The organism is Gilvibacter sp. CC01 (assembly GCF_055755295.1).
This window is the reverse complement of the sequence record NZ_CM146909.1, coordinates 1,856,959-1,878,374: the sequence shown is the minus strand read 5'-3', so window position 1 is coordinate 1,878,374 and position 21,416 is coordinate 1,856,959. Positions and strand designations below refer to the sequence as shown.

The window sequence follows — 21,416 nt, the reverse complement described above, 5'->3', positions numbered from 1 at the left end:
ATTATTGCATACTTGGACAAACAGCCTCCGTCCAAATGGCATATCCTTTGGAATTCATATGCAGACTGTCTGCAACAAAGATCTCAGGTTTGGGTTTACCGTTTTGATTGAGCATCGGGAACCAAACGTCAATATAATTCACCTGTTCCATAGCTGCACAATAGGATTTTAATAATCGGTTGAGTTCTAAATAGGCCAGCTGATGTTGCCAACGCGACGGGCTCGGTTTTGCCCCAATAATAAAGATTTCGACCCCTGGTAGGCTGGTTAAAATTTTCCCGACGATCTGACTCATTGTCTTTAAGGTTGACTCCGGAGTCTTACCAGAATTAATATCGTTATCGCCTTCGTAAATAAAGACCTTTTTAGGCCTAAAACGCAAAACGGCGGCATCCAGATGGTAGAGAAGATCACTTGCTTCAGAACCTCCAAAGCCCGTGTTTACAATACGCTCATCTGCGCAATCCTCAGCGACATTAGTCCAAAACCGTACACTGGAACTCCCGGTTATCACGGTGACATCCCCCGAAGGAACTTCCATATTCTTAAACACATCTATCGAGCCCTGGAATCGCAAGGGATTCTGAGCTGTGATTGGCTGAGAGAACATTAATCCCAACAGCATTAAACTAATCTTGTGGCGCATAAAGTTAGAGTTGGTTCAAGTTAATGAGAATTTCCGAACTCGGTGCGCTTATAAATGGCTTTAGCCAGAGGTCAGATCCGGTTTTGATGTTAATGTTTTTACAAAATCCTTTATTTTGTTTAATGTTTACCTATTTTCGTTAAACGTAATTAGACCAATAACAACCAACATACTCATGAAAACGATCAAGTTCACACTGCTTTCACTTGTTTTTGCGATCCTAGTTTCCTTTAAACCGGCAACCCAAGATTTTCAAGGACAAGCCTTTTATTTTTCTAAATCCACTATGGATCTAGGCCAATGGGGAGCTCGTTTAAGTGAAGCAGAAAAGAAACAAGTATATGCCCGTTTAAAGAATCGATTGGAAAAAACATATATCCTAGACTTTAATAAGGAGGAGTCTGTCTTTAACGAAGAAGATCAGATCGACGCCATGTCTGGAGCCACAGACACTTGGGGCAGCAATTTTGCCAGAGGAGCGCAATACAAGAACGTTAAACAGAACCAACTCATCCAGGAACAAGAATTCTACGGCAAAAAGTTTTTGGTAAAAGATAAGCTAGCAGAGATCAATTGGAAGATGGAAGGCGACTCCAAGATGATCGGTCAATATATGTGCTTTAAAGCCACAGCTACTGTGCCTACCAAAGAACTCACTTGGTATAATTTCGAGTGGAGTGATCTTAGAGCAGAACAACAAACCGACGAGGCCGGAAACCCCGTTGTGCCCACAACCGACATAGAGGCTTGGTACACCCTGCAGATCCCTGTTAGTCATGGACCTGCAGAGTACTGGGGCTTGCCGGGGTTGATTTTAGAAGTAAGTGCTGGTAATACGACCATGTTGTGTTCTAAAGTGGTTTTGAATCCTGCGGAAACTGTCACTATTGAAGCACCAGACAAGGGCAAGGAGATCACCAAGAGTGATTATCAACAAACCATCCGCAAGAAAATGATGGAAATGCGAGACAACAGAGGTCGCAGAAGAAACTAAGACGCCATCAGTTATTAGCATCCGATGAAAAAAATACTCTTTTTGGCCCTACTGGCCACGGCCAGCCTGAATGCTCAAGTACAAATGCAAGGTGTGGTCAAAGACAGCTTGGATGTGCCGCTAGAACTAGCCAATGTTGTCGCTATTAACGATTCTACCAATGCTTTAGAGTCTTACGGCATTACCAATCAAGAGGGCAAATACAAGCTCGAACTAGACAGCAATACCCGATACAAATTACAGGTGAGTTATATCGGATTTAAGACCTACGAGGAGCTACTTACCACTACCGACACCGATCTGAGCAAAGATTTTAAACTTGCACCAGACAACGCCTTAGATGCAGTGGAACTCGTCTATGAGATGCCAGTAACTGTTAAAGGCGATACCTTGGTTTACAATGCAGATTCTTTCAATACCGGCACAGAACGCAAGCTGGGCGATGTGTTGGAAAACCTTCCGGGTGTAGAGATCAATGAAGATGGGCAGATCGAGGTAGAAGGCAAAGTGGTGAATAAGCTCATGGTCAACGGGAAAGATTTCTTTGACGGCGACACCAAGTTGGCAACAGAAAACATTCCCTCCAATGCCGTATCTAAGGTTCAGGTGCTTAGAAATTACGCAGAAGTCGGCCAACTCAGTGGCGTGCGTAACAACCAAGACAACGTAGCCATTAACATCAAACTAAAAGAAGGGAAAGAAAACTTCTGGTTTGGTACAGTTACCGCTGGTGGTGGTTCTTCTCCAGAAGATGAACTCTATCTTTTACAACCCAAACTGTTCTACTACAGCCCGAAATACAGTCTTAACTTCATTGGAGACCTGAACAACACAGGCGAGGTTGCTTTGACCCGTCGTGATATTCGTGGTTTTGGCGGAGGTTTTCAAGCGCCGAGCCGCAGCAGCGGAACCGACATTAATTTGGGAGATAACAGCCTGAATTTTTTGACCAGTCAAGCCAATGCCTTGGAAATTGAAAGCCAATTGGGCTCTATGAATTTTAGTTATTCGCCAAAGTCCACTTTAGATCTGAGTGGTTTTGCGATCTTTAATTCAAGTAGAATCTTATCTAGAGAAACCAGTTTTGTTCAATATACAGATCCGGAACTTGGTATTCCTGACGAAGCCACAGAGCAACGCAGCAGAGAGCGTTCAGATCAAGGACTAGTGAAACTCAGCCTTAAATACCAACCCAACCTCAACAATCAAATGGATTATGATGTTTTGGGAAGGATCTCTAGAGACAGTCAAGATCAGAATCAATTCTCCTCTGTAATTGGCAATACCGAGCAGTTAGATGAAGTGACTCCCTATAGCATCAATCAGAATTTAAACTACTACTACACGCTGAACGAACGCAACATCTTTGCCTTTGAGGCTACGCATTTGTTGCGCAATGAAGATCCGTTCTACAATGCTGTTTTGGTCAATGATCCTGACGGTCCCGATGCTTTTGATAATACTGCGGAGGCGCTAGGGCTAAATACAAGCCTGGACTTTTACAATCTGGGGCAAAACCGACGCATCAAGTCCAACCAACTGGACGCTAAGTTGGATCATTATTTTATTATCAACCAACGCAGTAATCTGAATTTTACTTTGGGAACTATTTTGAGCAACCAACAGTTCAATTCGGACATCTTTCAATTCTTAGAAGACGGCAGCCGCTTTGACCCTACCCCAACAATAAACGACGGGCAAGACACCAACGACACCGAATACAATTTTAGCGATATCTACTTGGGGGTGCATTACCGCGCTAAATGGGGTAAGTTTACGGTTACTCCTGGATTTTCATTGCATGCCTACGGCAACAATAACACGCAATCTGGAGAAGAATTCAAAGACAACTTCTTTAGACTATTGCCAGACTTTGAAACGCGTATACAGTTCAAGAAGAGCGAGCAACTCACCTTCCGTTACGAAATGCGGAATCAGTTTACAGATGTTACGCGATTGGCTCAAGGATTGGTATTCAATAGCATCAACAATATTTCTTTCGGAGAGCCAGAATTGCAAAATGCCTTGGCGCATAATGTGAGCTTGTTCTACAGTAGTTTTAACTTGTTCAATTACACCAATGTATTTGCAAGAGCAGCTTACACCAAGAACATCGATCAGATTCGCAGTCTGACCAACTTTGACAATGTGATCCGTACCAGCAGCTTTTTCAATTCCGCCTTTGCCGATGAAACTGCCAGCCTCTTTGGTCGGGTACAGCGAACTTTTGGTAAAGTGAGGGCCAGCGTGAATGTGCGCTACAATTACAGCAAGATCAATCAGTTCATTCAAGGACAGCGCTCTATAAATGAAGGCTTTACACAAACCTACACGCCTGGCCTACGCACTAATTTTAAGATAGCGCCTAATATCTCGTTGAGCTATCGCTACAGTGTGACCAACAACAACCAGGGAGACCGCGAGACGACTTTCATTACCAATGCCCCTACCTTTGAGTTCGACGCTTATATTTGGAAATCGGTGACCTTTAGAACAGATTATGCCTATACAGTTCAAGAACTGGACAACGGTGACACTCAATCTTTTCAAAATTGGAACGCAACGCTCTCATACAGAAAGAATCGCGACTCGAAATGGGAATATAAAATCCGCGCCACGAATATTTTAAACATAGATTCACAGGTGCGAAATAGTGCAAATAATGTGTCTGTTTTTAGTTCAGAGACGTTTATTCAGCCAAGATTTATTACCTTCCGCTTTATCTATACACTATAAATCTAACTTAATACAGACCACCACAATATGAAGAAATTAGTTCTTTTGGCCTTTTTTATTGGGTTTGCCACCCTTTCTTATGCACAGGATTACACGGATATTGTAAAGTTTCAGTACAACCGAGCCACGCTAGGAAATATTGACAATGATGATGAAACTGAGGTTGGTAACGCCAATTTAGAAACCTATTTTGTGATCCCTGCTACACCTAAAACGATCTTTATCGCTGGTTTTACGTATGAGAACACCCGTTTAGGTTTAGATCACGACGATGATTTTCGTACCAATTTAGTGATGACCCGTCTTAACCTCGGAGTTAAGCTAGATCACGGTAACGGATGGAGCGGAACCTATGTTTTGCTTCCTAAATACGCTTCGGATTTTGACGATCTGGGTGGCGATGCCTTCCAGTTTGGGGGACTTGCCCTATTCGAAAAAAAGATCTCTGGACGTAAAGGTTGGAAATTCGGTAGTTATGTGTCTTCTGAAAACTTCGGGACCATTATTACTCCGCTTGTGGGTATGTGGTACAAATCCCCAAACCGCAAGTTCTATGTAAATGCGGTTTTCCCGATTCGTTCTGAGGCTAACTATGCGATCTCTGATATCTTTAGCGTAGGAGCCAACTTATTGACCTCTGTAAAAGCTTACGACCTTTCTGGTAATGCCGATGGGTTCTATGTACAAGAAGAGTCTATCCGCTTCAACTTGTATGCAGGAGTGAGTCTGTTCAACGGAACGCTATTGGCCAGAGCCAAGATCGGATACGATACCACAGACTACGGCGTATATCTGCAAGGAGATACTGTAGGAGCTCAAATTCTAACCTTTCAGGTTGGCGGAGACGACAGAAACAGACTCAACAGAGAATTCGACGCTGCTCCATTTATGGGTGTAGATCTAGTTTTGCGCGCCGGAATCTAAGAGCAAATTCAACAAGGTCGCAAGACCAATGATTAAAATAAACAGCAAGGAAAGTTTTCTGAACTTTCCTTGCGGTATTTTATCCAGTATCCTTTTCCCAATATAAGAACCTACCAAGCCTATTACCAGTAGGAAAGGAACGTATTTTAAGTCGTGTTTGTGAATATAGCCGTTGTTGTAATAAACAAAGGTTCGGGAAAAATCGATCATAAAATCGATAAAGGCAGAGGTGGCTACAAAAACACTTTTTTCTAAGTTAAAGGCCGCCATGGTCAAGCCGCGTATAGCGCCTCCCGTACCTAACAGACCCGCAGAAAATCCAGAGAGCGAACCTCCGATCACAGCGTTTTTATTGCTGTCTTTTACCGCAAAGCCGCTCCGCAGCAAAAAAAACACACTCAACAAGATCAAAAACACGCCCAAAACCACCTCCAGATAAGCAGACTCGAAATATTTGGACAATACCCCACCCAAGATCACAAAAAGCACAGACGGCAGGCCTATATAGAGTAGCAAGCGTTTATCCAGGCCTTTTTTGAACAAGAATATCTTACTCAGATTGCTAGAGAGATGAAACAAAGCAGTAAGGCCAAGAACCGAATAAAAGTCAAAGTAAAAATTACCTATCGGCACAAAAAATACCGAAGAACCAAAGCCACCGACTGTCCCGATGATCTCGGCCAATAAGGCCAACAGCAGGAAAGTGGTGTTTATGTTATTCATCGGAATCTGAGTCTATATGCTTATGCCATGCTTCCATGAGTTTTTTGTCTAAGGCATTAGCGATTTATTCCAAGGACATCTCCGGCCGTGTGCATGTCCGTTATGTCTTGTCTACCCACTCCATAAACGGGCTCGGTATAGTTCTCTTCTTTATCGATCTTATAGATACCAGAGGACTTATTTACCTCGTAGAGATTATCCATTATAAACAGACTGTCTGCTGTCACCTCCACTACTTTAAAAGTGGTGTAGCTGCCATATCCAACCTTATATTCATAAATATCACCAACCTGAGGCGATGCCAAGTATTCCAGTTCTCGTTTGTCGTTTGCCTGACTGGCAAAGACCGCAGCAATGACAAAGGCCACAAAAATGGCTAAACCTGCCCATTGCCAAAGTGGCCCTCTGCTGTCACTCTTGAGCCTGGTATAAGCCTGCTTGTGAGACTCGTTGAGTTTTTTAGGTTTGAACTCGGTATTGCAGTTTTCACAATGGCCTCTACCCAACTTTCCCATGGGGAAAAGCGGTATCCAGAATATATGGGCGTGTCTTCGGTAAACGTTTAAAGTAATACTGCCTGTCGCATCGCAATTTGGACAGTTTCCTGTTGCAGGTTTGGCACTGTTTAAATGCACAGCTTTGCTTCCGTATATGATCATAGGATGTTGTTTAGCAGCTTGAATTTATAAATACATTAATGTATTGAGCTAATTGCGCAACACTATTCTCTTACAGCAGATGCTTCTCTTACTCAGGCAAAGGCCTTATTTGTTTTTAAGCTTGGTTCGTAAATAATCGAAGCTATCGTCTATATCGGCAAAGAGGTCTTCTTCTGGAACAAGATCCGGAATAATATCGACCGCTTTGAGCATATCACAGGGTTGTTCCTGCAGCCCTATCAATATGACCTCGATACCTTGTTCTCTCAGATCAAAGATGATATCTTCTAAAGCGTATAAGCCCGACTGATCCACATAAGGAACTCTATCCATTCTAAAGATCACTGCATCGATCTCCCCGGGCAAACCTTTTATCTGATCTTTGAAATAAGAAGTGAAGCCAAAGAACAGCGGACCATAGAGGTGTTTAATGATCACTCTGTCTTTGAACTTTTCGTAAAACTCTACCTCATCTTGCCAAGGTTTAGAGCCGTCAATATCTGCTATATTGCCAACTTCCATACCCTGTTCGGATAGGTCTCCAGACTTTTTCATAAATAACAAACAAGCCAAAGCCACCCCGGCGCCTACAGCGTAAATAAGGCTACCAAAAGTAGTGATCAACAGCACTAAGATCAGTACCACTGCATCTGCTCTGGGTACTTTTCTAAGATGTTTGAGCCCTTTTAAGTCTACAATTTTAAAGCCAATTGGGATCAGTAATCCCGCCAAAACACAAAGTGGAATATGGGCCGCCAATTTTCCAAGTCCGAGCAAGACGGCTAACAAGAATAAACCGTGAAGCGTACCGGACAAGCGAGTCTTTCCTCCGGCGTTGATATTGACTACTGTTCCTTTTGTAGCTCCCGCTCCAGGAATACCTCCAATAACTCCCGCTATCATATTTCCAATTCCCTGTCCAATGAGCTCTCTGTTAGAATTGTGCTTGGTCTTGGTCATATTGTCTGCAATAACAGAGGTAAGCAGGGAATCTATACTTCCCAATACTGCCAGTACTACCGCGTACTCCATAATAAGTCCGTAGGCTGAAGCATCTACTTCCAGAATTCCTGCAATTTTGATAGACGGCAAGCCAGAAGGGATCTCACCAATTACCGGAACATCCATTTGCCCAAAATGAGCGATTAAGGTTGCGACTATAAGCGCCACTAAGGCACTAGGTATGGCCTTAGTGATCTTAGGAAATAAGTAATAAACCGCTATTGTTATACCTCCGAGCATTAATGCTTGTAGGTTGGCTTCGGAAAACAATCTTGGCAAATCCTGAATCACCGCTAAGGTCGACTTAGAAGATCCCAGCCCGGCAAAGGGGAATATTTGGAGTATAATGATAATGAGGCCCACCCCGCTCATAAAGCCAGAAACCACGGGATAGGGAAAATATTTTACATAACTGGCGATATTCAAAAAGCCAAAAACGACTTGCAACAAACCTCCAACTATAAAAGCCAAGAGTATGATAGGCATAGCGGCTTCCAAACTTCCATTGAGTTGGATAGCTGCTGCCACTAATGCTGCGGAAACTACCGTCATAGGACCTGTTGGGCCACTAGCTTGGGTTTGGGTTCCTCCAAAAAGGGCCGCAAAAATCCCCACGGCTATGGCGCCATATAAACCTGCGGTAGCACCCATACCAGATTGCACACCAAAAGCCAAAGCCAATGGAAGTGCAACTACTCCAGCAACCAATCCGCCAGTGAAATCTCCTTTAAAATTCTTGAAATCGTAAATCTTAGAGCTCATATTTTGAAACCAGTTTATAAAATTCTACAGACGCCCTAAGTTACTGTTTTTAGCGCCTCGATGAAAACCAGAATTTGTGGGATTTCAATGACCACGAAACCCTAATTGACCAAGTCTTCGCAAGTAGCCGAAAGCTATATTCAAGATCAATTGACCTTTAAGATGGGATTTGATTCCTGCGGATTGACAAAATTATCAGCGCGTTCAAAACGCGGACTAATTACCTCTACCCCTTCACGATTGATATAACCAAGCTTTAAATCGCTCTGCACTATAGCGAAACCATTTTTAAAGTCTAGCGCATTGCCGTATTTGGGTTCTACCAGCCAGTTTCCATCCGCAGTGATAAATCCTACCTTACCATCTAGTTGAACGGCAGCAACACCCTCATTAAAACTACGTACAGCGGGATATTGAAAAGGAATCACCACCTCATTTTGCTTATTTATAAATCCCCACTTTCCGTCTTTTTGTACAGCGCACAGTCCTTCTGAAAAATCGGCTACATCCTCGTAAATATTAGGAATAGCTACAGCGCCCTCAAGGTCTAAAAACCCGAACATATCGTCTTGTAAATAAGCAGCCAAACCCTCGTTATAATCATAGGTACCTTCGTAGGTTGCGGGCACCACTTCTTGACCACTACTATTTATAAAACCGTATTTCTGATCTTTCATAAAAAAGGTCCTTCCTTGGTGAAAATCGCCCAAGGTGTAGTCTACGTGTAATTTGATCTTCCAATCTCCTTTGGTATCGACATAACCTATGGTTTCATTTTCCAGATCCAGAGCGGCTGCCAAACCTTCGCTAAAAGGCATCATAGCGTCAAAACCTTCCGCCACAAGGGTTCCAGAGGTGTCTATAAACCCAACTTTGTCATCGGGCATACGAACGGGTGCATAACCTTCGTAAAAAGAAGTTGGTTGACTAAAGGTCTTTTCGCCAAACTGTACAGTTCCGGCGGGATCTATAAAAATATATTCTCCTCCAACCGCTCCGTTTATCAAGTCGGCACGTATTCCGTCAACATTTACACAGGCAAAGCCATTGGAGAAGGAACGGGCCAGCGGATATTTCGGCTCAATTACAAAACCGCCCAAGGTATCTATATAACCGTATTTTCCGTCTATCATGACCATGGCTAGCAATTCAGATTTTGAAATTTCTGCGGATGGCTCCGAGTCTTTCTTAGCCTCATCTTGACAAGCCGTGAGCATTCCAATTAAGGCCAAAAACAAAGTAGAAAATAAGCGCAATCTCATAGTTTTATTCTTTTAAATGTTTGATGATCAGTCCGAGCTGCCCCAAATGGTACACATCGTGTTGTAAGATACCGTCCAACAACCATTGGTAAGTATATTCGCCCTTAAAATCCGTGTCGTAATAGGTCTGTTGCAAAAAGGAATCTTCCTTGCCCTTAAGGGAGCTTATCAGATCAGTAAAACTCTGCTGATAGGCTGCCCATATAGAATTCCAGCCTTGGGCTTGGAGCTCCTTGTCTGGCAACCAATTCTCTATACAAGCATCTGTTTTACTTCCTTGGCCAGTCTTAATTTTGAGCACCGCTTCTTCTCGCCATAGGGTAAGATGTGATATCAAAGCAGCTATACTTTTTAGTTTGGGAGTTGGACGTACATAGACCAAAGACGGGTCCACCTCGGCCAACTTACGCTCATAACTACTGCCTATCCATGGCTTGCCGGCTTGGATCTCTTGTATTTGACTGATAAAATGAGCAATGGTTGCCATAAGTCTTAATCTACTCCGTTCTGTTGGGCGATCATCTTCTTTAAGAGGGCTACCTGTCCTAAGTGATAATAACTGTGCTCTATAAGTCCGTCTATATTACGTTGCATATGCCCGTATTTCGGATCGATAAAAGCTGCCCCCAGCTCTACATCCGGAATGGCTTCCACTATTTGGGCCAAAGCTTCCGTATCCTTCCAAAAAGTCTCTTGAAAGTCGGTCCATTGCTTTTGGGACTCGAAAAGAGGGAAATCAAAACTGAATTTGTCGCGTATGGTCAACTGTCCGGTTTGAAAGGCCTTGAGTACTCCGGCTATATAATAATGGATATGCTGAGAGAGCAGACCTATGGAATTGCGCCCGGCCAAGCTGCGATTCGCATTTTGAAAATCCATGTCCTGAATTTGATCTTTAAAGTTGGTATTGGCAACCCAAGTGCCATTTAAAATCACCTCCCGCAATCGATCTGCCAGTTCTTTTGATTTCATGCTACTTCTTTTTAAAGACCACTATGTCTTGATATTCTTTAGCCTCTTCGGCTCCTTTCCAAAAACCGTCGGCTATTCGTGTAACCTCCAAGCCTGCTGCGGCCATCATTTGGTTTAATTTTTCTTTGTGGATAGCGATATTTCCACTGGTCACTTTGCTGTTCATCAGTCTAAACCCATCGCCTTTAACCGGGAATCCGAAACCTTGAGTCGCTATCTGATCCTCATCGGTCTCATCGTAAAGAAAAAACGTAGAAAGCGCCGAACCGTCGTCTTTCATAACCCGTTGGATCTCTTTTAAATAATGCTCAATCTCATCTACCATCATATGTGTGAACACAGAGAAGGAAAATACTTTATCAAACTCCGCAGCCTTGTATGGAAACTCGAAATCTGTGGCCTTGGCCTTAGAATTGTTGTATAAATCGTTGAACAAGGGCACATAGGTAAAATTGAAATTCCGGAAGTCGCGGCCAATTTTTTTATTGCACCAGTCTACACCACTTTTTACAACGTCAAAACCTTCGTAACGCGCTTGGGCAGAAAGGTATTCTACCAATGAGATCGCAGTGCGACCAATTCCACTACCAATATCTAGTACATGATCGTTTGGGTCAAGGGAAAGCTCGCTCTTCAATAATTCCAATTGATGCTTACTGCTGGCCAAGAACTTTTCGGCTCCAGCTGCAGATCCGGTATAGATCGCTCCTCTGGGCGGTACATATTTATTGCGTTTGCCTTTTATTCTATCCCAAAGATCGGCTGGGAGATAATACAGATAACGAACCCAAAAGCGTTGTTTGGCTGAGAGGGAATACCAGAGCTTTCTAAAGTAGTTTTTGTTCATTGCGGCTTGGTCACAGGATTTTTGCGAATCTAAAGATAGCAATAGTCAACCAATCCCGGCAGCAAAGAATATCACAAGTATTCCACCAACTGAATATTATTACCGCAGGTATCGTTAAACACCGCAATCTTCACCGTGCCCATCTCGGTAGGCGCCACACTGAATTCAACATCTAAGCCCAACAAGCGATCATACTCTTCTTGTACGTTCTCAACGTCGAACTGGGTGTAAGGATAACCTGCATCCATCAGGGCCTCTTGATATATACGACAAGGCTCAAAATGAACCGGGCCTGGTTCCAACACCAGCTGAACACCGTCCTGATCTTCTGGAGAAACCAAGGTCAACCACCTGTCTGTTTCGTTGAGTGGAATGTCGAGTTTTTTAATGAACCCCAGCTTCTCGGTATAGAATTCTAAGGCCTTTTGCTGATCTCTTACTGGAATACTTATTACGGTTACTTTCATAAGGTGAATTTTTTAGTTGGACTGCAAATTCTAGAATCGACAAAACAATTACTTCTTTAAAATTGCTCTTTTTTGAAATTCCTTCGGACTGATACTGTTTCTTCGTTTAAAAAGTGCGCTGAAAGACCCCAACGATTTAAAGCCAACTGCATAACAAGTCTCGGTTACCGAAGCTCCACTTTTGAGTAGTTCTTTTGCTTTTTCCAAGCGTTTGTCCGTTAAATATTGACTCGGAGTTTGTCCGTGATACTTTTTAAACAGTCGCAACATATGGTATTTGGACACAAAACCTTCTGTAGACAGCACATCTAAATTCAGCTCCTCTTGATAGTGCGCATCGATATGGTGCTTTACGCCCATTATGGTTTCCAACTGTCCGGAATTGGCAAACTTGGTAGCCTTGTAGTGCTCTAAATGCTGCTGATAGATCGACATCGCTACAAGATAACAATTTGCTCGGACAGCCTAACAGGCTGTAAATCATTTGTTGAGAACACTGAAATTATTTATATTTTCAGCGCTGATTCTTTACGGTTGAGTTTATTGGTAAAAAGCTCCCATAAAGGATCTTAAAACCAAACAAAAGACTAACACATAACCATCCCTATGAAAATCAAACAATTACTCCTCGTTCTTTTTATTGCACTTACCTCAAGTACTATTGCGCAAATAGACGCAAACATTACCGACCTAAAGACTAACAAGACCGTAGCCATCAGCGATCTGTATTCAGAATACGACTTAGATAGAAACGTACCTACCCTCATAATCACTTGGAGTGGAGAATGGTGCGCTGCCTGTATTGATCTGATAAACCGCTACCACAGCTGCGATTTGTCTATGCTCAATCTCATTACCATAAACGTCGACGCAAAAGACCGTCGTGACGGTGTGCTCAACAAGGGTTACCACCGCAATTGGTCCAAATCTCTAAACTTTCACGCCAATCTTGGTGGCAGCTCCCGAGGACTCGACAACATCTTTAATGTCTCCTCTGCTCCGCTAGTCATTTATATGATGAACGGCTACATTAGCGATGCTTTAGTCAGCTTTCAGATCACGCCCTACAAATTGGTTGAATCTGGGCGCATAAATGACATTGGCTTTATTTGGAATAATTCAAGCGATCTAAACAGTCTGGCGTGGAGTTATTATGAGAACGTAAATGATCAGGCCAAATTACAAGAAGCCATTGGCTGGGTGAATAGATCTATAGCCTTAGATGAGAATTACTACAACGTAGACACCCATGCGGCGCTACTCTTTAAAACAGGAAAGTACACCGAAGCCTTAAAGCGCGCTAAAGACGCGATAGAGATCGGCAAACAAACGGGCGTGGATTACAGCGCCTCGACAGATCTGATAAATCAGATCATAGAGAAGCTTTAAGGTCGAGTTTCAAATTTTTTAATTATTTGGACGCCCAGTGTAGCAGACCATGGTCGCTGCACGACCGCGCTATTGGTTACAACTCTTGACTCGCTTGCCAACTTCGCACATGCTATATTGGCCGCAGCGTTGGAGGGTTTTTGGGCTTTTTAAGACATCGCTTGAATTGTTGCTTAGCTTAAGGCAACTATACCAACTGGCGAAACTCGCCTTTTTTAACTCTAATAGCTTTGTGAATCGTGTCCCAAAGGTCAATACGTTTAGTCAATGCCTCCTCAGTTACAATGAGCGCTTCTTTCCATTTTTGAGAATCAGTTCCGCAAAGATGAGAAACCATTTGTAAAGAAAGTGGTCCATGCTCATCTCCGTCTAGCTCAATATGTCGCTCCAAATAATATCGCAGCTTGGTGTATTGCTCATTTTTACCGTCAATTTCATTTAAAATGCCAATAAACATATCCGGAATCAAGTCTTCCCTACCAAAAGTAAAGGCCGCAGCAATTTTATGTACCTCTTGCGTTTGAATAATTTCAAATGTGTAGTTCACGAACTCCTTGACCCCCTGATCTAAATTGACAGAATCTAGAGCCACATTTACAGATACACCTTGACCTACTTTTTGCAAAAATGAGTCTATTTCAATCGTAGAAGCACCTACTTGCTGCATGGATTCCCGATACATTTCAAAATGGCTTTTAGCAATACCTAATTCATTGATATCACTTTCTTCTCCAAAAACAATTTCATTAATAAAACGTGCAAGCTCCGGATGCTTTGGAGGTGTCCAAGGGGTTTGCACATTAGTCAAATGTTGCTGCAAACTCTTCAAAAGTGACATGAAATCCCAAACAGCAAAAACATGAATTTCCATGAAGATTTTTATATCTTCAAGATCAACAAGTTCGTCGTAAAGGGAATGATTTTGCAGTTTTTCGCGCAACGGATGAATTGTCTCAAGAATCTGTTGTAAGTTATACATCAAACAATTTTTTACAAAAATAAGGACGCGACTCTCACAAAATCCGATTGAATACAATTCCTTTTCAATAGTCCAATAAGAAATTCTGATTCCTTTTTAATTACCCATTGGCGCCAGATTCTATCTGGCACCATTAAGATTTAGCAAAAGTTTGTTCCGCTTTGCGGATTGACTCAATTGAAATTAGACTTTAAAAATACTCTGGTCTTCCCGTAGTCTATTCAACACTCACTTTGTGGGATTGTTTTGCAAAGCATCAACACGCGCTTTGTGGGATTCATTCGCTCCGCGAATGTTCTCACTGCGCTCGTTTTGAAGAGCACATTGCTGACTGAAGTTTTGTACACAAAACTAGATGTCTTGTAGACATCTAAAGGAAGCAGCCGCGAAGTGGAAGGCCTAATTTGAATAAAAAAAGCCCCCTTTTTGTGACAGTGGGATTCTTCAGCTCCGCTGAAGTTCCCTTCACGCTCCGCGTGAAAATCACAAAAAGATTCACATCGCTTTACTTCAAAAATTACCGAATGATGTTTTGAAAAAACCAAACATCCAGTGGATGTTTGAGTGAGGTAGCCGCGGAAGCGGAAAACACAACTTAAAACAACAGCTTGTTGCGGGATTGTTTTGCTTCGCAAAACTTCCCTTCACGGCGCTGTTGAGAACCACAAAAGGAAACACTTCACATTACTTCAAAAAAGAAGCGAGCTTCTTTTTTGAAGCTCGCTCGCATTTCCACTCTTTCGTGGTTCATTGTACCTTGGGTGGGAATCGAACCCACACTCCCGAAAGAACTGGATTTTGAATCCAGCGCGTCTACCAATTCCGCCACCAAGGCTTATCGGGACGGCAAAAATACATAAAATGTTCAATTAATTGCCAAATATTAGGGCTAAAAATATTCGGGATGATTTTGTGATTTTTTTACCTTTGTGACCACCAACTAATACACCCACAAAAATATGCCTGGAGCTGTTCCTCAACCCAAGATTTTTGCCTGTAAACAAAGTCAAGAACTCGCTGAAAAAATTGCCGAGAAATATGGAGAACCATTAGGGAATGTGATCACTTCCACCTATTCGGATGGGGAGTTTCAACCCTCTTTTGAGGAATCGGTTCGCGGAGCTCGCGTATTTATTATCGGTTCTACTTTTCCGCCTTCGGACCACCTGATGGAAATGTTGCTCATGTGTGACGCTGCAAAACGCGCCTCTGCAAGACATATCACAGCCGTACTTCCTTACTTTGGCTGGGCACGTCAAGACAGAAAAGACAAGCCTAGAGTTCCTATCGCAGCTAAAATGGTGGCAAAAATGTTAGAGGCTGCTGGAGCAACCCGTATCATTACCATGGACCTTCACGCAGACCAGATCCAAGGATTTTTTGAAAAGCCGGTAGATCACCTTTTTGCCTCGACCATCTTTTTACCCTATTTAAAACAGCTCAACTTAGACGAACTTACCATTGCTTCTCCAGACATGGGAGGTTCCAAAAGAGCCTACGCTTATTCGAAAGCCTTAGAAAGCGATGTGGTGATCTGCTACAAGCAACGCGCCAAGGCCAATGTGATCTCTCACATGGAGCTCATTGGTAATGTGGAAGGCAAGAATGTGGTCTTGGTAGACGATATGGTAGACACTGCGGGAACCCTCACCAAAGCTGCCGACCTTATGATGGAACGCGGAGCCAAAAGCGTAAGAGCTATCTGTACCCACCCAATCCTTTCCGGACAGGCCTATGAGCGTTTAGAGAACTCTCAATTGGAAGAACTTATCGTAACCGACACTATTCCACTAAGACAGCAATCTCCAAAGCTTCGCGTATTGAGTTGTGCGCCGCTTTTTGCCTCTGTAATGCAAAGTGTGAACACCAACAGTTCTATCAGTTCTAAATTCCTGATGTAATCCGCAGAGAATAAGCCTTTAAGGCATTGTAAAAAAAGTCGGATTTACTTTCAGCTACCAAAAAAATTTGGGATATTTGCAGCCGCTTAACGAATAAGCGAGCTAAAAACTTATTATGAAGTCAATTACAATTAACGGATCTCAAAGAGAAAGCGTGGGCAAGGTAGCTACCAAAGCCTTACGTAATGCTGGAAAGGTTCCCTGCGTAGTATACGGAGGAGAAACACCGATTCACTTTTCAGCGCCAGAATTAGCGTTCAAAGACTTGGTGTACACTCCAGACGTACACACAGTTGTGATTGCGCTAGAAGACGGCACAAACATCAATGCTGTATTGCAAGACATTCAGTTCCACCCGGTAACTGATCGTATCCTGCACATCGATTTTTACCAGATCTTCGACGACAAGGAAATCACTATGAATATTCCTGTACGTCTAGTAGGTAACTCTCGTGGTGTACGTAACGGAGGGGTACTTCGTTTTGTAAACCGTAAACTTCGTGTGAAAGCTATTCCAGCTAACTTGCCAGATTATATCGAGGCAGACATCACTGAGTTGCGTATTGGTAACAAACTTTATGTTACAGCATTGACAGACGATGCTTACACCATCATGCACCCAGACAACACTGTTGTTGTACAGGTGAGAACTTCTCGTAACGCTGTTGCCGAGACAGAAGACGAAGATGAAGACGCAGAAGAAGGTGCAGAAGCAGCAGCTGATGCTCCCGCAGAAGCTCCTGCAGAAGAATAGATCTTCTAGTTCACGAACCTATAAAAGAGTCCGCTTAATTATCAATTTAAGCGGACTCTTTTTATTTTTACAAAAAAAAGATGCTCGCATTTTTAAAGCGACTTTTTGGATTAGACGCTCCTAGCGAGCCCGAGCAAGATCCCATGAAGAAATTTCTAATTGTGGGTTTGGGTAATATTGGACCCAAATACGACAACACCAGACACAATATTGGCTTTGCGGTTGCAGATTCCCTCGCACTCAGACATGAGGCTACTTTCGAGTCTAAGAAATTAGGTGATATTGCCAAGTTCCGCATCAAGGGCCGTCAACTGATCTTGCTTAAACCGAGCACTTATATGAATTTGAGTGGCAAGGCGGTGAGCTATTGGCTCAAACAAGAAAAGATTCCGCTAGAAAACCTATTGGTAATAACTGATGATCTAAACCTTCCTTTTGGTAGCATCCGATTAAAGAAAAAAGGCTCAGACGGAGGTCACAATGGTCTTAAAGACATTCAAGCCACACTAAATACCACCTCTTACAACCGATTCCGATTTGGGATCAGTGATAAATTTTCTAAGGGTAGACAAGTGGATTATGTACTCAGTGAGTGGAACGAAGACGAACAAATCGCACTTAAAGAGCGCTTACCCATTAGCGCTGATGCGATAGAATCCTTTGCCCTAGCCGGGATGGATCACACCATGAACAACTTTAACGGTAAATAAGATGCAAACCTACGCCTCGGCAAGCGATTTTGAAGGACAGACCCAAACGGTAGTTACCATTGGGACCTTTGACGGAGTACATGCCGGGCACAGAGTATTGCTCAAAAGACTCACCGACGGCGCAAGAGCTATGGGTTGCGAGTCTGTGATCTTTACTATGTTTCCGCATCCGCGAATGGTCTTACAACCAGATGTAGACATAAAGCTTATTCAAACCATAACAGAACGGCAACAATTACTAGAAAGCGTTGGCATTGACCATTTGGTCATAGAGCCTTTTACAAAGTCTTTTTCGCGTATAAGCGCAGAAGACTTTGTACAACAGATCTTGGTCAATCAACTTCAGGCTAAAAAAGTGATTATAGGCTATGATCATCGCTTTGGACGCAATAGACGCGCCGATGTAAAAGACCTCAGAAGATTTGGTCAAGAGTTCGGCTTCGAAGTAGAAGAGGTAAGTGCTCAAGAGGTTGACGAGATAACCGTGAGTTCTACCAAGATCAGAAAAGCACTTTTAGACGGCGATCTGGACACGGCAAACACCTATTTGGTCGATCCCTTTACGCTGACAGGAACTATCACTAAAGGCCGTGGTCTGGGGCGTACCTTGGGTTACCCTACGGCCAATTTGGCAGTGGAAGAAAACTACAAACTCATTCCTAAAAACGGGGTTTATATTGTGAAGAGCGAAATAGACGACACTTCCGTTTACGGACTTATGAACATAGGAACCAACCCTACTGTTGGTGGCGAAACTACGAGCATAGAGACCTATTTTATGGACTTTGACGGCGACCTTTATGGGCGTAAACTGCAGATCGAATTGCTCTCGCGCATACGCGACGAGCAACGTTTCGGATCTACTGCCGAACTTACAGCAGCCATAGCGGAAGATCAGAAAATTGCAAAGGCCTATGTTAGATCGCGTCAATAATTACCTTTTTACACGTGTAGACAATGCCGGACTGGTCTTGTTTCGCATTGCCTTCGGATTCTTACTTACTGTGGAAGCCTACGGTGCTATTGCTACTGGCTGGGTTGAAAGAACTTTGGTAGAACCTGAGTTCACTTTCAATTTTATCGGATTCGAATTCTTACAACCCCTGCCCGGAAACGGTATGTATATCTACTTTGCGGTGATGGGTATCTTTGGAATTCTGGTTATGCTCGGCTACAAATACCGCTGGAGCATGGCAGGCTACGCCTTGATGTGGACCTGTGTCTACCTGATGCAAAAATCTTCCTATAACAATCATTATTATTTAATGTTGCTGCTTACCTGGATAATGGTCTTGTTACCCGCTGCAGGTAGAATGTCTTTAGACACCAAGTTGAATCCGAAGCGCAAAAGTATAAGTATGCCACGTTGGGTATCTGTCTTAGTTGTTGGCCAGCTCTTAATTGTATTCACCTACGCAGCTGTCGCAAAAATTTATCCCGACTGGTTAGACGGAACAGTGACTCGTATCTTTATGCGAGGCAAGGCGCATTATTGGCTCATTGGCGATTTTCTACAACTGCCTTGGGTTCATTTAGGCATGGCTTATTTTGGAATTCTTTTTGACCTTTTGGTGATTCCGATGTACCTCTGGCGCAAGACCCGTTGGTTGGCCTTTGGCTTATCGCTGTTCTTTCACCTGTTCAACTCCGCAGTATTTCACATTGGGATCTTCCCGTATATGTCTATCGCTTTTGCCCTCTTCTTTTTCTCTAGCGAAACGCTAATAAAACGGTTCATGCCCAAAGAAGACATTTACCAAGGCAATGAGGTAAGACTTCCAAAAACTGCCGCCTTCACCACAACTGCCATAGCAGTCTATCTGATAGTCCAATTTGCACTGCCTTTAAGACATTGGTTTATTGCTGAACCTGTATTGTGGTCAGAAGAAGGTCACCGACTCTCTTGGCGGATGATGCTGCGGACCAAATCCGGGCGGGTAATCTACTATATTGTCGATAAGGCCGATCCGAACAAGAGGAAGATCGCTTACAACTACAAGGACCTCCTGAGCAAAAAACAATACCGTTCTTTCAGGACCAAGCCCGATTTTATTTGGCAACTTGCGCAACGCATCCATCAGATCGAAAAAGATAAAGGCAAAGATGTAGAGGTCTATGCCACGGTACGAGTCAAAGTCAATGCAGGCAGTTATCATTTATTGATAGATGAAAATGTTAACCTGGCGGCAGTATCTTGGGATCACATTAAACACAATCCTTGGATCTTGCCCGCACCAGAGAATTTTACCCAGCCCAGACCCACTTCAAGCGAGCAATAAAGTCCTTGCTACAAGACCAGTAAATAGCCCGTATTATTTAGCGTTTCCGCTGTGATAACTAGGCCGTAATGTTTAAATTTGGGGCCTAATTCAAACAGAACTCATGTTACAGGTTAGTGAAATTCGCGAACACAAAGACCGCTTTGCCAAAGCCTTGGCCAAACGCGGTTTGGACGCTATGCCGATTATAGAAGAAGTGCTTAAAGCCGATGAGCTCCGCAGAAACACGCAGGCTGAGCTCGATGAAACCCTGGCCCAGTCCAACACCTTTTCTAAAGAGATCGGGCAGTTGTTCAAAAGTGGCGAAGTACAAAAAGCCAACCTGTTAAAAGAGAAAACCGCCGGACTCAAGGAGCAGTCTAAAACGCTGCAAGAACAACTCAACGCCGCGGCAGATAAGCTGCAGGAATTGCTGTTCACGCTTCCGAATATTCCCAACGAAGCGGTACCAGAAGGCAGCAGCGATGAAGACAATGTAGAAACCGAGCGTCACGGGACTATTCCTAGCTTACACGAGGGAGCGCTTCCTCACTGGGAGTTGGCCAAGAAATACAATCTGATAGACTTTGAACTCGGAAACAAAGTAACAGGAGCCGGATTTCCGGTCTATATTGGCAAGGGTGCTCGTTTGCAACGTGCGCTTATCAGCTATTTCTTAGACAAGAATATAGAAGCCGGTTACACCGAATATCAGGTGCCTCACTTGGTGAACGAGGCTTCAGGAATTGGTACGGGAAGTTTGCCAGATAAAGAAGGGCAAATGTATCACGTTACAGGAGACAATCTGTATTTGATACCTACGGCAGAAGTGCCTGTGACCAACTTGTTTAGAGGTGACCTGCTCAACGCCAAGGACCTGCCCATAGCCTGTACAGGTTATACTCCTTGCTTTAGACGCGAAGCCGGATCTTACGGCGCCCATGTTAGAGGTTTGAATCGCCTGCATCAGTTTGACAAAGTGGAGATTGTTCGCATAGAACATCCCGATCGTTCTTACGAAGCTTTAGAAGAAATGCTTGCCCATGTAAAGGTGCTCCTAGAAGAACTTGGCCTCCCGTATCGCATTCTGAGACTCTGCGGAGGCGATCTGACCTTTGCTAGTGCCTTAACTTATGATTTCGAGGTATTCTCTACCGCTCAAGATCGTTGGCTAGAGGTGTCTTCTGTCTCTAATTTCGAGACCTTTCAGAGCAACCGCATGAAATTGCGTTTTAAAAATGCCGAAGGCAAGAACGAATTGGCACACACGCTAAACGGTAGTGCCTTAGCCTTACCGCGTATTTTAGCCAGTATTCTTGAGAATTATCAGACTGCAGATGGGATAAAGATCCCTGAGGTCTTAGTTCCTTACTGCGGATTCGATACTATCCAATAATCATTATGCCTTGCTTTTTGAAGTAGGTGGATGGG

Annotated in this window: 21 protein-coding genes and 1 tRNA gene; 10 read left to right on the top strand and 12 right to left on the bottom strand. The window is 43.3% G+C overall.

The window, feature by feature from the left end; genetic code table 11:
• Position 1: 1 nt before the first annotated feature.
• Complete coding sequence (locus tag AC0J2F_RS08920; protein ID WP_473007345.1) at positions 2-646, bottom strand: GDSL-type esterase/lipase family protein; 645 nt, start codon at positions 644-646, stop codon at positions 2-4.
• A gap of 175 nt (positions 647-821) precedes the next feature.
• Here AC0J2F_RS08920 and AC0J2F_RS08915 point away from each other — a divergent pair, with 175 nt between their 5' ends.
• From AC0J2F_RS08915 to AC0J2F_RS08905, 3 genes are read left to right on the top strand one after another with little or no spacing between them, the layout of a single operon-like run.
• Positions 822-1,640 carry a GLPGLI family protein gene (locus tag AC0J2F_RS08915; protein WP_374959439.1) on the top strand — a complete coding sequence of 273 codons (819 nt, stop codon included), beginning with the start codon at positions 822-824 and terminating at the stop codon, positions 1,638-1,640.
• A gap of 24 nt (positions 1,641-1,664) precedes the next feature.
• Positions 1,665-4,376, top strand: coding sequence for a carboxypeptidase regulatory-like domain-containing protein (locus tag AC0J2F_RS08910; RefSeq protein WP_473007344.1), 2,712 nt, complete (start codon positions 1,665-1,667; stop codon positions 4,374-4,376).
• 27 nt (positions 4,377-4,403) lie between these two features.
• Entirely contained in the window at positions 4,404-5,300 is an 897-nt protein-coding gene (locus AC0J2F_RS08905) for a DUF6268 family outer membrane beta-barrel protein (RefSeq protein WP_473007343.1), read from the top strand.
• On the opposite strand, the gene AC0J2F_RS08900 is transcribed toward AC0J2F_RS08905, so the two are convergent.
• The 9 genes from AC0J2F_RS08900 to AC0J2F_RS08860 form a co-directional block, all read right to left on the bottom strand.
• Entirely contained in the window at positions 5,277-6,023 is a 747-nt protein-coding gene (locus AC0J2F_RS08900) for a sulfite exporter TauE/SafE family protein (RefSeq protein WP_087523612.1), read from the bottom strand. The genes AC0J2F_RS08905 and AC0J2F_RS08900 overlap by 24 nt on opposite strands.
• A 56-nt stretch (positions 6,024-6,079) precedes the next feature.
• The gene (locus AC0J2F_RS08895; protein ID WP_473007341.1) at positions 6,080-6,682 is read right to left on the bottom strand and encodes a zinc ribbon domain-containing protein; all 603 of its coding nucleotides are present in this window, start codon (positions 6,680-6,682) and stop codon (positions 6,080-6,082) included.
• A 105-nt stretch (positions 6,683-6,787) separates the two neighbouring features.
• Positions 6,788-8,446, bottom strand: coding sequence for a SulP family inorganic anion transporter (locus AC0J2F_RS08890; RefSeq protein ID WP_473007340.1), 1,659 nt, complete (start codon positions 8,444-8,446; stop codon positions 6,788-6,790).
• A gap of 146 nt (positions 8,447-8,592) precedes the next feature.
• Positions 8,593-9,708 carry a WG repeat-containing protein gene (locus tag AC0J2F_RS08885; protein ID WP_473007339.1) on the bottom strand — a complete coding sequence of 372 codons (1,116 nt, stop codon included), beginning with the start codon at positions 9,706-9,708 and terminating at the stop codon, positions 8,593-8,595.
• Between the two features lie 4 nt (positions 9,709-9,712).
• Complete coding sequence (locus AC0J2F_RS08880; RefSeq protein ID WP_374958356.1) at positions 9,713-10,195, bottom strand: DinB family protein; 483 nt, start codon at positions 10,193-10,195, stop codon at positions 9,713-9,715.
• Between the two features lie 5 nt (positions 10,196-10,200).
• Positions 10,201-10,680 (bottom strand): DUF1572 domain-containing protein, encoded by a 480-nt coding sequence (locus AC0J2F_RS08875; protein WP_473007338.1) that lies wholly within the window; start codon positions 10,678-10,680, stop codon positions 10,201-10,203.
• Between the two features lies 1 nt (position 10,681).
• Entirely contained in the window at positions 10,682-11,527 is an 846-nt protein-coding gene (locus tag AC0J2F_RS08870; RefSeq protein ID WP_473007337.1) for a class I SAM-dependent methyltransferase, read from the bottom strand.
• A gap of 71 nt (positions 11,528-11,598) precedes the next feature.
• Positions 11,599-11,994: a VOC family protein gene (locus AC0J2F_RS08865; RefSeq protein ID WP_473007336.1), complete on the bottom strand. Its 396-nt coding sequence runs from the start codon at positions 11,992-11,994 to the stop codon at positions 11,599-11,601.
• Between the two features lie 48 nt (positions 11,995-12,042).
• Positions 12,043-12,429, bottom strand: a complete 387-nt coding sequence (locus AC0J2F_RS08860; protein WP_473007335.1) for a helix-turn-helix domain-containing protein — start codon at positions 12,427-12,429, stop codon at positions 12,043-12,045.
• Between the two features lie 171 nt (positions 12,430-12,600).
• Here AC0J2F_RS08860 and AC0J2F_RS08855 point away from each other — a divergent pair, with 171 nt between their 5' ends.
• Positions 12,601-13,383, top strand: coding sequence for a hypothetical protein (locus AC0J2F_RS08855; RefSeq protein ID WP_473007334.1), 783 nt, complete (start codon positions 12,601-12,603; stop codon positions 13,381-13,383).
• Between the two features lie 187 nt (positions 13,384-13,570).
• On the opposite strand, the gene AC0J2F_RS08850 is transcribed toward AC0J2F_RS08855, so the two are convergent.
• Positions 13,571-14,362, bottom strand: a complete 792-nt coding sequence (locus AC0J2F_RS08850; RefSeq protein ID WP_473007333.1) for a DUF3050 domain-containing protein — start codon at positions 14,360-14,362, stop codon at positions 13,571-13,573.
• Between the two features lie 753 nt (positions 14,363-15,115).
• Positions 15,116-15,197: transfer RNA gene (locus tag AC0J2F_RS08845), tRNA-Leu, on the bottom strand.
• 124 nt (positions 15,198-15,321) lie between these two features.
• On the opposite strand from AC0J2F_RS08845, the gene AC0J2F_RS08840 reads away from it, so the two are divergent.
• The 6 genes from AC0J2F_RS08840 (at position 15,322) to serS (ending at position 21,381) form a co-directional block, all read left to right on the top strand.
• On the top strand, positions 15,322-16,263 hold the full coding sequence (locus tag AC0J2F_RS08840) for a ribose-phosphate pyrophosphokinase (RefSeq protein WP_420378659.1): 942 nt from the start codon (positions 15,322-15,324) through the stop codon (positions 16,261-16,263).
• Positions 16,264-16,378: 115 nt separating this feature from the next.
• On the top strand, positions 16,379-17,017 hold the full coding sequence (locus tag AC0J2F_RS08835; protein WP_420378658.1) for a 50S ribosomal protein L25/general stress protein Ctc: 639 nt from the start codon (positions 16,379-16,381) through the stop codon (positions 17,015-17,017).
• A gap of 80 nt (positions 17,018-17,097) precedes the next feature.
• Complete coding sequence (gene pth / locus AC0J2F_RS08830) at positions 17,098-17,727, top strand: aminoacyl-tRNA hydrolase (RefSeq protein WP_374958361.1); 630 nt, start codon at positions 17,098-17,100, stop codon at positions 17,725-17,727.
• A 1-nt stretch (position 17,728) separates the two neighbouring features.
• Positions 17,729-18,661, top strand: coding sequence for a bifunctional riboflavin kinase/FAD synthetase (locus tag AC0J2F_RS08825; RefSeq protein WP_473007331.1), 933 nt, complete (start codon positions 17,729-17,731; stop codon positions 18,659-18,661).
• On the top strand, positions 18,642-20,006 hold the full coding sequence (locus tag AC0J2F_RS08820) for an HTTM domain-containing protein (RefSeq protein WP_473007330.1): 1,365 nt from the start codon (positions 18,642-18,644) through the stop codon (positions 20,004-20,006). The genes AC0J2F_RS08825 and AC0J2F_RS08820 overlap by 20 nt, the downstream gene beginning before the upstream one ends.
• A 103-nt stretch (positions 20,007-20,109) precedes the next feature.
• Complete coding sequence (gene serS / locus AC0J2F_RS08815; protein WP_473007329.1) at positions 20,110-21,381, top strand: serine--tRNA ligase; 1,272 nt, start codon at positions 20,110-20,112, stop codon at positions 21,379-21,381.
• The last annotated feature ends 35 nt before the right edge of the window (positions 21,382-21,416 follow it).